An 11,689-nucleotide genomic window follows, 5' to 3' on the forward strand; every position below is an offset into this window, starting at 1 on the left:
GTTACGACCACGTCCACTCGCGCACCTCGGGCATGTCCTCGAGGTGCGCGACGACGTATTCGCCGTGCCGTTCGAGTTGCCGCAGGCAGAAGTCGGCCAACTCCGTGGCACCGGCCGGTTCCCGCCTGGTGCGGCGCAGCGCGGCGAGCGCGAGGTGGTAGCGGCTCATCCGGTTGAGCACGACCATGTCGAACGGTGTGGTCGTGGTGCCCTGTTCGCTGAATCCGCGGACATGGAAGCGGTCCGGTGCGGGACGTCCGTGCAGCAACTCGTGGACGGCGCGCGAGTACCCGTGGAACGCGAACACCACGTGCGTGTCCGCGGTGAAGAGGTCGAGGAACGTGCGCGCGTCGAATCCGTGCGGGTGCTCGGTGGGTGTGAGCAGCCCCATCAGGTCGACGACGTTGACCACCCGGGTGACCAGTTCCGGGGTGTGTTCGCGCAGCAACTGCGCGGCGGCGAGAATTTCCTGGGTCGGGACGTCCCCGGCGGCGGCGAGCACGACGTCCGGTTCGGCGCCCGCAGAAGACTCCGTTCCCGCCCACTCCCACACCGACGCCCCGGCCGCGCAGTGCGCGTGCGCCTCCGCGAGGGTCAGGTACTGCAGGTGCGGCTGCTTGTCGACCACGATGAGGTTGACGTGATCGGTGCTGCGGAGGCAGTGGTCGGCGATCGAGAGCAGGGTGTTCGAGTCCGGTGGAAGCCACACTCGGACCACGTCCGGTGCGAGCGGGACGACGGCATCGATCATGCCCGGCCCCTGGTGGCTGAACCCGTTGTGGTCGTTGCGCCAGCAGGTGCTGGTGAGCAGGACGTTCAGCGACGCCACCGGCGCCCGCCACGGCAGATCCACCGCATGCTGCAGCCACTTGGTGTGCTGGATCAGCATCGACACGCTCACCATCGCGAAGGCCTCGTAGCTGGCGAACAGCCCGTGCCGCCCCGACAGCAGGTACCCCTCCAGCCAGCCCTCGCAGAGGTGCTCGCTGAGCACCTCCATCACCCGGCCACGGGCCGACAGTCCGTCGTCGTAGTCGGTGACCGGCAGCTGCCAGCACCGGTCGGTCACCTCGAAGACGGCGCCCAACCGGTTGCTGGACGTTTCGTCCGGGCAGAACAGCCGGAAGTATCCACCGCCGTCGGGCGTGGTGGTGGCGGCGTAGAGGTCGCGGAGCAATTCCCCGAGCACCCGGGTGGTCTCGTGATGGGTGGTGCCCGGTTTGTCGATGGGGAGCGCGTACTTCTCCAGGGGCGGCACCGGAAGATCCGCGCGCAGGCGGCCGCCGTTCGCGTACGGCGACGAACCCATCCTCTTGTCGCCTTGCGGCGCCAGCCGCACGAGGTCGGGCACGAGTGCGCCGGAGGAGTCGAACAGTTCGTCCGGGCGGTACGACCGCAGCCACTCCTCGAGTTGACGCAGGTGCGCCTCGTCGGTCCGGACCCCCGACAGCGGAACCTGGTGCGCCCGGTGGGTGCCCTCGACGAGCACGCCGTCGACGGTGTGCGGGCCGGTCCAGCCCTTGGGGGTCCGCAGCACGATCGCCGGCCACTTGGCGGCGCTGCGACGGCCCGCCCGCGCCTCCCGCCGGAGGTCGGAGATCGTGGTGTGCGCGTCGGTCAGGGCGCGATACAGCGCGGGGAACACCTGCCGTGGGTCGTCGCCGGAGACGACGACCGGCGCCCAGCCCTGACCGCCGAGAAAATCCTCGACGTCGGCGTCGCTGCTACGGCCGTACACGGTGGGCCCGGCGATCTTCGCACCGTTGACGTGCAGGATCGGCACCACCGCCCCGTCGCGTTCCGGATTGAGGAATGCGGGCAGTTTCCACGACGCGGACAGCGGTCCCGTCTCCGCCTCTCCGTCTCCGATCACGCACGCCACCAACAGATTCGGGTGGTCGAACGCCGCCCCGGCGGCGTGCGCAAGCGCGTAGCCGAGTTCGCCGCCCTCGTGGATGCTGCCCGGAGTCTGCACACTGACGTGACTCGGGATGCCGCCCGGCGTCGAGAACTGCCTGCACAGCCGCTGGATACCGGCGGCGTCGCGGGACACGCCCGGATACACCTCCGAGTACGTCCCCTCCAGGTACGTGGCGGCGACGAGCGCCGGACCACCGTGACCGGGACCGGTCACGTAGAGGCAGTCGGTGTCGGTCCGGCGGATGAGACGGTTCAGCAGGGCGTAGATCATCGACAGCCCCGGACTCGTTCCCCAGTGCCCGAGCAGCCGGGGTTTGATGTGTTCCGGGCGCAGCGGCTCCCGTAGAAGCGTGTTGTCCTGCAGGTAGATCTGCGCGACCGTCAGGTAGTTGGCCGCCGCCCACCACCGCAGGTCCGACTCGAGGTCGGCATCGGAATAGTGCCCGTCGGAATCCTGCGATCCCGGCTGCCGTACATCGGTCATTCTCGACCCCTCCCCGAGAGTTCGCGAGCGTCCACGTCCTCCCGACACTAGGCGTGTTCGGGCCTCTACCGGGGCGAGTCCACGAAGTAGGGGACCGATTTGGTCGATCCCCCTACCTATGCGCTACCATTGGCCAGCCCAATCGGCACACCGGTTTTCCGGTGCGCCCCCGTAGCTCAGGGGATAGAGCGTTCGCCTCCGGAGCGAAAGGTCGCAGGTTCGAATCCTGCCGGGGGCACCACGAGACACTGCGCCGCATTGCCGCGGCGCAGTTTTTCTCTGGTGCTACCAGTCTTCCCCGAGTGATCTCCTCGGGCCTTGTCGAGAGCTGCAGCCGCGCCGGCACATGCCGCGCACATCGATCGAACGCTGGCCTCCTTCATTGCAGGTTCCGCGGCAACAACTCTCTGCCGAAGACTCTCTCCGGCAGTGTCGACCAAGGGACACCCCTGTGCAGCAACACCGCTCTCATCCACTCACCCTCGGCGTCGTCGCGCGTTCGAGTAAGACCGACGAACGCCGGCTCCCGATCCATCCGCTCCACTTCGACCGGATCGACGCCGACCTCCGTGGGCGCATCCATCTCGAGTACGGCTACGGCGAGCCCTTCGGCGTGTCCGACGAACAGCTGGCCCTGTCGGTGGGAGGGCTGCGCACCCGGGAGCAGCTGATCGAGCACTCCGATGTCCTCCTGCTGCCCAAACCTCTCGCGAAGGATCTGGCGGACCTGCGAGACGGCCAGATCCTGTGGGGGTGGCCGCACTGCGTCCAGGACACCGAGCTCACCCAGGTGGCCGTCGATCGCCACCTCACGTTGATCGCGTTCGAAGCCATGAACCACTGGAGCGCCGAGGGGTCGTTCCAGCTTCATGTCTTCCACAAGAACAACGAACTCGCCGGATACAGCTCGGTGTTGCACGCGCTGTCGATCGCGGGTTCGACCGGCGACTACGGTCGCCGCCTCCGCGCGGTGGTCCTCGGCTTCGGTGCCACCGCCCGCGGCGCCGTGACCGCACTGAACGCCCTGGGCATCCACGACGTCCATGTCGTCACCCAGCGCGGGGTCACCGCCGTGAGCTCGCCGATCCACTCCGCGGAGATCGTGCAGTTCGATCACGACGACGCCGATCCGCGCCGCAGCCACGTCACCACGGATGAGGGCCGGATGCCGCTCGCCGGGTTCCTCGCCCGGCACGACATCATCGTCAACTGCGTCCTGCAGGACACGGAGTCGCCGCTGACGTTCCTGATCGATTCGGACGTCGAGACCCTCCTGCCCGGCAGCCTCGTCGTCGACGTGTCCTGCGACGAGGGAATGGGCTTCAGCTGGGCCCGGCCCACGTCGTTCGCCGATCCGACGTTCGTGATCGGTGAGAACGTCCGCTACTACGCGGTCGATCACAGCCCGTCCCACCTGTGGAATTCGGCGACCTGGGAGATCAGCGAGGCCCTGCTTCCCCACCTGGGGACGGTCCTCGACGGACCCGCCGCCTGGGACCGCAGCGACACGATCCGGCGGGCCGTCGAGATCCGGGACGGAGTGGTGCAGAACCCCAGGATCCTGTCGTTCCAGCACCGCGCGGCGGAGTACCCGCACCCGGTCGTCGCCTGATCGACCGGGCTCAGGCGGGGGTGCTGCGGCGCATCTCGCGTCGGAGGATCTTCCCGCTGGCCGTCTTGGGCAGTTCATCGACGATCTCGACCCGCCGCGGTGCCTTGTAGCTCGCGAGCCGCTCCCGGCAGTACTCGACGAGGTCGTCCGTCTCCACCGTCTGCCCGGGGCGGAGGCTGACGAATGCGGCGACGGTCTCGCCGCGGTAGCTGTCCGGTTCGCCGACGACGGCCGCCTCCCGGACTGCGGGATGCCGGTAGAGGACGTCCTCGACTTCGCGCGGCCAGACCTTGAAACCGGACGCGTTGATCATGTCCTTCTTGCGGTCGACGACGTACACCCAGCCCTGGGCGTCCATGAATCCCACGTCGCCGGTGAGCAACCGGCCGCCGGGCAGCGACTGCGCCGTGGCGTCCGGCTTGTTCCAGTACGCGGGCACGACCATGGGCCCGTCGACGGCGATCTCCCCGACTTCGAGTGGGTCGAGGTCGGCGCCGTCCTCCCCGACGATCCGGATCACGGCGGACGGCAGCGGCAGGCCGATCGCCAGCGTGCCCGACGACGGATCGACGGGCGCCTCCAGATTCGGCGGGACGACGACGCACGGCGCGCTGGTCTCGGTGAGCCCGTACCCGTTGCGGATGTACTTGCCGGTCAGCTCCCGGAACCGTTCGACGATGGCGGGTGGCAGCGGGGCGCCACCGGACATCACGGCCTCCAGCGAGGCGAAGCGCTCACCGGAGAAGTCGGGGTGCGCCATCAGCGCCATGTAGGCGGTGGACGGGCCGACCATGAACACCGGCCGTTCCCGCTCGAGGGCGTCGAGCACCACGCCGGCGTCGAACCGGTACGCGAGGATCAGGGGCGACGCCAGGTCGATCGCCGTGAGCAACTGGCACACCATGCCGGTGATGTGGAACAGCGGGGCGAGCGCGAAGATCGGCGACCCGGCGGGCTTGCTCTCGTACAGGCGCAGGATGGAACTGTTGACGGTGAGGTTCCGGTGCGTGTTGGTGGCGCCCTTGGGGACTCCACTCGTTCCGGATGTGTAGGACACCAGCGCGATGTCGTCCGGAATCAGTCCGGGGTCCGGCAGGTCGGCACCCGCGCGTGCCCGGGCCACCTCGAGCAGGTCGGGCACGCCGTCGGCGCGCACCCGGGTCACTCCCCCGAATACGCGCGCGTCGCCCGACGTCTGGATGTCGAGTTCGCTGGCGGTCAGCGCGATCCGCACACCGGCGGCGGACGCGCGCTCCCCCACCCGATCGGCCCACGCGTTCTCGCTGCACACGATCGCGGTGACTCCGGCGTCGGTGAGGATGTGGGCGAGCTCGTCCCGGTACATCGGGTTCAGCGGGACGACGACCCCGCCGGCCTTCCACGTGCCGATCAACGCCAGCACGAACTGCGGGACGTTCTGCAGATAGATCGCGAGCCGATCGCCCTTCCCGAACCCGTTCTCCGCGAGGTACGCGGCCACACCGTCGCTGAGTTCGTCGACCTCGCGATAGCTCAGGGTGCCGCCGAGGTACCGGACGGCGGGCCCGTCCGGGGCGGACGCGACCGCGGCCGAGAACATGTCGAGCGCTGTCCGGGCGGGGATCTCCCCCACGGAACGTGTGTTCTCGTCGTACCGGTCCATCCAGGGCCTGTCGTCGTACCAGCTCATCGCCGCCGTGCCGCCTCTCGCTCGTTCCGTGTTCCGACCTTGTGACCTGCTGCTTCAGCGCGTGCCCGACATTCCGCCGTCCACGGGGACGACGGTGCCGGTGACGTAGGCCCCGGCGCGTGAGGAGAGGAAGATCGCGGTGCCCGCGACGTCCTCCAGTGTGCCGACCCGGCCGAGCGGCACCGACCCCTCGACCGCCGTCTTCTGCTCGGGATCGTCCAGGATGAATGCCATCATCTTGCTCGGAAACGGTCCGGGCGCAATGGCATTGACGGTGATCCGCTCGGCGGCCAGCGTCGCTGCGAGCTTGCGGGTGAGCATGTGGACCGCGGCCTTGCTGGCCCCGTACGAGAAGTTGTCGGTGCCCGACACGACGAGTCCGTCGATCGATCCGACGTTGATCACCCGGGCGGGGTCGGTGTCCGTCGCCGCGGCCCGCAGACTCGGCAGCAGCGCCTGGGTCAGCATGAACACGCCCTTGACGTTGATGTCGAAGATCTTGTCGAATCCGGCGGCGGGGAACTCGTCGATCGGCGCACCCCACGTCGCACCGGCGTTGTTCACCAGGACGTCCAGTCGGGGCGAGAGGTCGGCGACCCGCACGACCAGACCCGCGATCCCCTCGTCGGTGGACAGGTCGGCGGGGTGGGCGTGACACGTGCCCGGGCCGAGGGCGGACAGTTCGGCGGCGGCCTTCTCGCACGCCTCCGCCTTGCGGGCGGAAATCACGACGGTCGCCCCGGCCTGGACGAATCCCTGCGCGATCATCCGGCCGATACCCCGCGAACCTCCGGTGACCACCACGGTCTTGCCTGCGACGTCGAACAGCGAACCTGCATCCATGTGCGTTCCCTTCAGGGTTGGAAGACTCAGGGTTGGAAGACGAGGCGGCCGACGGTGCTGCCGTCCCCGAGCCGGCCGATACCGTCGGCGACGTCCGCGAGCGAGAGCCGCTCGCTGATGAGCGGCTTGATCGCCCCGGACTCCGCGAGGCGGGTCAACTCCTCGTGGCAGTCGGCGATCGCCTGCTGGTTGTACTGCTTGTACAGGCCCCAGTGCAGCCCGATGATGGAGTAGTTCTTGATCAGGGCGTGATTGAGGCCGGGCGCCGGGATGGTGCCGCCGGCGAACCCGATGATCAGGATCCGGCCCTCGAACGCGATGCACTTGGTGGACTTCGCGTAGGCGTCGCCGCCGACCGGGTCGTAGACGACGTCCGCTCCGCGTCCGCCGGTGAATTCCTTGACCAGCGGGACGAAGTCTTCGGTGCGCCGGTCGATCACCAGATCCGCGCCCAGCCGCCGGCAGTAGTCGGCCTTGTCGGCGCCTCCGACGACGCCGATGACCTTCGCTCCCGCGGCCTTGCCCAGTTGCACCGCGGCGCTGCCCACCCCGCCCGCGGCGGCATGCACGAGCAGCGTCTCCCCCGGCTTCAGTTGCGTGCGCCGGTGCAGTGCGAACCAACTCGTCTGGTAGCCGATGCTCAGCGCCGACGCCTCGGCGTCGTCGAGCCCCGGCGGGGCCGCGAACGTATTGACCTCGTCCATCACGGCCATCTCCGCGAATCCGCCGCCGGGCAGGTTCGGGTTGCCGATCACCCGGTCGCCCACGGCGAAGCGGGTGACACCGTCCCCGACCGCGACCACCTCGCCGCACAACTCGATTCCGGGTGTGAACGGCAGCGGCGGCTTGATCTGGTATTCGCCGCGGCACAGCAGCACGTCGGGGAAGTTCGCCGGGGCGGCGAGGACCCGGACCAGCACCTGCCCGGGGCCTGCCGTGGAGTCCGGGACCTCCTCGAGGTGCAGCGCGGTGCGCGGCTCGCCGAGTTCGTGGACACGCCATGCCTTCATGGATTGCTTCCTGACTGTCGGTGGTGGGGCCCGGGTTACGCGGGCAGGTCGATCAGGCTGGCGAGGTGCGCGCGGTGACGGTAGGCGGTGCCGAATGCCAACTGGTCGCTCTTCGCCCTCTTCAGATACAGGTGGGCGGGGTATTCCCAGGTCATGCCGATCCCGCCGTGCAACTGAACGCACTCCTCCGCGGCGTGGACCGCGACCCCGCTGCAGTACGCCTGCGCGACGGCGGCCGCGACCTCGGCGTCGGCGTCGCCCCGGGCGGCGGTGTCCGCGGCGTAGCGGGCGGCGGCGGCCGCGGACGTCACTTCGAGCCACAGGTCGGCGAGGCGGTGCTTGATCGCCTGGAACGACCCGACGGCCCGGCCGAACTGGGTTCGGTCCTTGACGTACGCCAGCGTCGTCTCGAAGCACCACTGCGCGAGCCCGAGTTGCTCGGAGGCGAGCAGTGCGGCGCCGAGAACGAGGGCCTCCCGGACCGCGTCCGCGGCGTTGCCGTGGTCGATGCGGGTGGCGGCGGCGGCGTCGAACGCGACGTCCGACAGTGGCCGGGTCATGTCGAGCGCGAGCACGGGCGTGACCGTGACACCGGCGGTGCCGGCGGGCACCGTGTGCAGTTCGAGTCCCCCCGGACCCTCGACCGGCATGATCAGGATGTCGGCCTCCGCGGCGCCCGCGACACCGGTCACGGTGCCGGTCAGAACGTCGCCCTCCCGGCGCACGGTCGGGGTGAACCGGCCGGGTGCGGTCGCGAGACCGACCGTGAGCGCACCGGTGGTGGTGCCGTCGGCGAGTGCGCCGACCGTCTCGTTGTCGCCCGCCTTCAGCAAGGCGACGGTCGCGAGTACGGAGCTGGACAGGTACGGGACGGGTGCGACGGCGCGCCCGATCTCCTCCATGACCACCGCGGCCTCGCGTGCGCTCGCCCCGGCGCCGCCCACTTCCTCGGGGACGAGCAGTCCGGCGAGGCCGAGGTCGACGGCGAGGGATTTCCACACGCCGGAGAAGTCGGCGGGCGTCCCGTCGTACGCCCCGCCGACCAGTTCGGGCGGGCAGCGGTCGGCGAGCAGCCGGCGGACGCTGTCGCGCAGGGCGTCTTCCGTGTCGGAGTACAGCAGATCTGCGGTGTTCATCGGGGCAGGTCCTTCCAGGCGATGTCCTTGTCGACGCGGTGCTCCGGCGGGAGGCCGAGGACGCGTTCCGCGATGACGTTGCGGAGGATCTCGGACGTGCCGCCCTCGATCGAGTTGCCTTTCGCGCGCAGGTACCGGTATCCGGGTTCGCGGCCGATGAAGTCGACCTTGTCCGGGCGGCGCATGGTCCAGTCGTCGTAACGCAGCCCGGCCTCACCGTGGAGTTCGATGTCGAAACCCGAGATGGTCTGCGCGAGCCGGGCGAAGGCCAGCTTCAGGCCGGATCCCTCGGGGCCGGGCTGCCCGGCCTCGAGTTGCTGCCGCAGCCGTTCGCCGGTCAGCCGGGCGACTTCCGCTTCGACCCACAGCCGGAGCAGTTCGTCGTGCATTGCGGGGTCGCGGAGTTCGGGTTGTTCGCGCCAGGCGCGGGCGACCGGTCCGATCATGCCGCTCTCGCGGGCGGCCGCGGAACCGCCGATCGCGACCCGCTCGTTGTTGAGGGTCGCGGTGGCCACCTTCCAGCCCTGTCCCTCGGCGCCGAGCCGATCGGAATCCGGAATGTGGACGTCGGTGAGGAACACTTCGTTGAATTCGGCCTCGCCGGTGATCTGCCGCAGCGGCCGGACGTCGATTCCGGGATCGCTCATGTCGCACAGGAAATAGGTGAGGCCGGCGTGCTTGGGCACCGACGGATCCGTGCGGGCCACGAGGATGGCCCTCTGCGCGTTCTGCGCGCCCGACGTCCACACCTTCTGCCCGTTGACCGTCCAGCCGTCACCTTCACGGACGGCTCGCGTCGCGACGGCGGCGAGGTCGGACCCTGCCCCCGGTTCGCTGAACAACTGGCAGTAGATGTGCTCGCTGGTGAAGATCGGCCGAAGGTACTTCTGCTGCTGTTCGTCGGTGCCGAACGCGGCGATGGTCGGCGCGGCCATGCCCAGTCCGATCCCGTTGCGGCTCTTCGCCGGGCCGGGCGCCCCTGCGGCCTCGAGTTCGGCGTCGACCTGCGCCTGGAAGCTCTGCGGCAGACCCAGACCGCCGCGCCCGGGCGGGAAGTGGACCCACGCGAGGCCTGCGTCGAATCGGGCCCCGAGGAACCGGGCCGGATCCGACAGGGCGTTCTGTTCCAGGAGGGTCGCGATGCGGCCGCTCAGGTCGCGTGCGATCGCCTGTTCGTCAGTGGTCATCGTCCTCAGTCCTTCGGTCAGATTCCGGCCCGGGCGGCGACGTCGCACGCCTTGGCCACGAGGTCGTCGATGCGCTCGACGGTCGGGGTACCCGCGGCCGCCTTGTTCTGCGGTTCGTCCCGGGCGCGGCGCATGACGCCCTCCGCTATGACCGCCACTTTCCACAGGCCGAGGACGTGCCAGAACGCCAGGGCCTTCGGGTCGCGTCCGGTCTCGTCGAGGTACACCCCGGCGATCTCCACCCGGTCCGGGAAACCGTCGAGGGTGGACGCCGGGAAGTCGCCGCCGGTGGTCTCGCCCAGCTCCGACCAGTACGCGAGCAGGCTGCCGACGTCGGCGAGCGGGTCGCCGAGCGTGCACAACTCCCAGTCCAGGGCGGCGGTCACCTCCCCGGTCGCGTGGGAGGTGATGACGTTGCGCAGGTGGAAGTCGCCGTGCACGAGGGTCAGTTCCCGCTGTTCCGGCACCGAGTCGGTGAGCCGTCCGGTCAGGTCGTCGAGGGCGGGCAGCTCGCGGGTTTTCGACTTCTCCCACTGACCCGACCACCGCTTGAGCTGACGCTGCGCGTACGGCTTGTGGCTGGCCAGGTCGGTCAAACCGGTGCTCTCGAGGTCCACCGCATGGATCTTCGCCAGCGTCCGCGGCAGCGACAGGCCGATCGCCCGGCGACGTTCCGGGGTCAGGGACTCCGCGATCGACATGCGATCGACGACCTGTCCGTCGACGAACTCCATCAGCAGCAGCGGTACCTCGGTCACCTCCGGGTCGTCGGTGAGCCCGAACACCCGCGGGGTGGGTACCGCGGTGTCCTCGAGGGCGGAGAGGATCCGCGCCTCGCGGGCGACGTCGTGGGCCGACGCGAGCAGGTGCCCGAGGGGTGGGCGCCGGAGCACCCATCTGCCACCTACCCGATCCTGGACCAGGTAGGTGAGGTTCGACTGGCCGAGGCCGATCCGGTCGAAGGTCAGCGGTCCGGCAGTGTCGATACCGAGTGTGCCGATCCAGCGGCTCACGGCCTCGGTGTCGATGCCGACGACGTCCACGCTAGACACCGAGCTGAGCCCCCTGCCGGAACGGGATTGCGTCGCCGAGCAGTTGCCCGCCGTCGATCGCGATGGTTTCGCCGGTGATCCAGCTCGCGGCATCGGATACGAGGAACGCGACCGCGGACGCGATGTCCTCGGGTTCGCCGATCCGTCCCAGCGCCGTAGACGCCGACACGGCCTGCTCGTGGTCCTTCCACAGCGCCTCGGCCAGCTTGGTCCGCACCACACCGGGGGCGACGGCGTTGACCCGAACCTTCGGTGAGAGTTCCAGTGCCAGTTGCTTGGTGAGGTGGATCAGCGCGGCCTTCGACGCGTTGTACAGGCCGATGTTCGCCTCGAACGCCATGCCGCCGATGGACGCGGTGTTCACCACGGCGCCGCCGTGCTCGCCCATCCACGCCTTCGTGGCGAGGCCGGTCCACAGCACCGGCGCCCACAGGTTCACGTCGAAGGTCTTGGCGAATCGTGCGTGGTCCTGGTCGATGACCGGCCCGAATGCGGGGTTGGTGCCCGCGTTGTTGACCAGGATGTCCAGGCTGCCGAAGCGTTCGACGGTGGTGTCGACGCAGCGCCGGGCGGCCTCCTCGTCGACGGCGTGCGCGGCGACGCCGATCGCGGTGCCCCCGACCTGCGCCGCGGCGGCGTCCGCCGATTCCTGGGACCGCGAGGTGAGCACCACGTTCGCGCCGGCCGCCGCGAGGGCCCGGGCGACGGCCAGGCCGATGCCCCGCGAGGCGCCGGTGACGATCGCGCTGCGTCCGGTCAGGTCGAGTCCGGCCATG

At 69.7% G+C, this 11,689-nt stretch carries 9 protein-coding genes and 1 tRNA gene; 2 read left to right on the forward strand and 8 right to left on the reverse strand.

Annotated features, from left to right (window positions below; all coding sequences use genetic code 11):
- Position 1 precedes the first annotated feature (1 nt).
- Positions 2-2,404 (reverse strand): phosphoketolase, encoded by a 2,403-nt coding sequence (locus tag I1A62_RS14120; protein WP_219458932.1) that lies wholly within the window; start codon positions 2,402-2,404, stop codon positions 2-4.
- A 165-nt stretch (positions 2,405-2,569) separates the two neighbouring features.
- On the opposite strand from I1A62_RS14120, the gene I1A62_RS14125 reads away from it, so the two are divergent.
- Both I1A62_RS14125 and I1A62_RS14130 read left to right on the forward strand, forming a co-directional pair.
- Positions 2,570-2,645, forward strand: a tRNA-Arg gene (locus I1A62_RS14125).
- Between the two features lie 210 nt (positions 2,646-2,855).
- On the forward strand, positions 2,856-4,016 hold the full coding sequence (locus I1A62_RS14130) for a N(5)-(carboxyethyl)ornithine synthase (RefSeq protein ID WP_124395807.1): 1,161 nt from the start codon (positions 2,856-2,858) through the stop codon (positions 4,014-4,016).
- 10 nt (positions 4,017-4,026) lie between these two features.
- On the opposite strand, the gene I1A62_RS14135 is transcribed toward I1A62_RS14130, so the two are convergent.
- The 7 genes from I1A62_RS14135 to I1A62_RS14165 are packed head-to-tail and all read right to left on the reverse strand — an operon-like array spanning position 4,027 to position 11,688.
- On the reverse strand, positions 4,027-5,685 hold the full coding sequence (locus I1A62_RS14135; RefSeq protein ID WP_219458933.1) for an AMP-binding protein: 1,659 nt from the start codon (positions 5,683-5,685) through the stop codon (positions 4,027-4,029).
- 54 nt (positions 5,686-5,739) lie between these two features.
- Positions 5,740-6,528 (reverse strand): SDR family oxidoreductase, encoded by a 789-nt coding sequence (locus I1A62_RS14140; RefSeq protein WP_219458934.1) that lies wholly within the window; start codon positions 6,526-6,528, stop codon positions 5,740-5,742.
- 26 nt (positions 6,529-6,554) lie between these two features.
- Entirely contained in the window at positions 6,555-7,538 is a 984-nt protein-coding gene (locus tag I1A62_RS14145) for an NADPH:quinone oxidoreductase family protein (protein WP_219458935.1), read from the reverse strand.
- Positions 7,539-7,573: 35 nt separating this feature from the next.
- Entirely contained in the window at positions 7,574-8,674 is a 1,101-nt protein-coding gene (locus I1A62_RS14150) for an acyl-CoA dehydrogenase family protein (RefSeq protein WP_219458936.1), read from the reverse strand.
- Positions 8,671-9,861: an acyl-CoA dehydrogenase family protein gene (locus I1A62_RS14155; RefSeq protein WP_219458937.1), complete on the reverse strand. Its 1,191-nt coding sequence runs from the start codon at positions 9,859-9,861 to the stop codon at positions 8,671-8,673. The genes I1A62_RS14150 and I1A62_RS14155 overlap by 4 nt, the downstream gene beginning before the upstream one ends.
- A 17-nt stretch (positions 9,862-9,878) precedes the next feature.
- Entirely contained in the window at positions 9,879-10,913 is a 1,035-nt protein-coding gene (locus I1A62_RS14160) for a phosphotransferase family protein (protein ID WP_219458938.1), read from the reverse strand.
- Entirely contained in the window at positions 10,906-11,688 is a 783-nt protein-coding gene (locus I1A62_RS14165) for an SDR family oxidoreductase (RefSeq protein ID WP_124395800.1), read from the reverse strand. The genes I1A62_RS14160 and I1A62_RS14165 overlap by 8 nt, the downstream gene beginning before the upstream one ends.
- Position 11,689 lies beyond the last annotated feature (1 nt).

The sequence above is a fragment of the Rhodococcus sp. USK10 genome (assembly GCF_019378875.1).
In the GTDB taxonomy this organism is placed as follows: domain Bacteria; phylum Actinomycetota; class Actinomycetes; order Mycobacteriales; family Mycobacteriaceae; genus Rhodococcus_F; species Rhodococcus_F pseudokoreensis.

Bases quoted from the DNA above. Each gene is read 5' to 3' on its own strand.
- I1A62_RS14120 (WP_219458932.1), bottom strand. From the start codon at position 2,404: ATGACCGATGTACGGCAGCCGGGATCGCAGGATTCCGACGGGCACTAT.
- I1A62_RS14135 (WP_219458933.1), bottom strand. From the start codon at position 5,685: ATGAGCTGGTACGACGACAGGCCCTGGATGGACCGGTACGACGAGAAC.
- I1A62_RS14140 (WP_219458934.1), bottom strand. From the start codon at position 6,528: ATGGATGCAGGTTCGCTGTTCGACGTCGCAGGCAAGACCGTGGTGGTC.
- I1A62_RS14145 (WP_219458935.1), bottom strand. From the start codon at position 7,538: ATGAAGGCATGGCGTGTCCACGAACTCGGCGAGCCGCGCACCGCGCTG.
- I1A62_RS14150 (WP_219458936.1), bottom strand. From the start codon at position 8,674: ATGAACACCGCAGATCTGCTGTACTCCGACACGGAAGACGCCCTGCGC.
- I1A62_RS14155 (WP_219458937.1), bottom strand. From the start codon at position 9,861: ATGACCACTGACGAACAGGCGATCGCACGCGACCTGAGCGGCCGCATC.
- I1A62_RS14165 (WP_124395800.1), bottom strand. From the start codon at position 11,688: ATGGCCGGACTCGACCTGACCGGACGCAGCGCGATCGTCACCGGCGCC.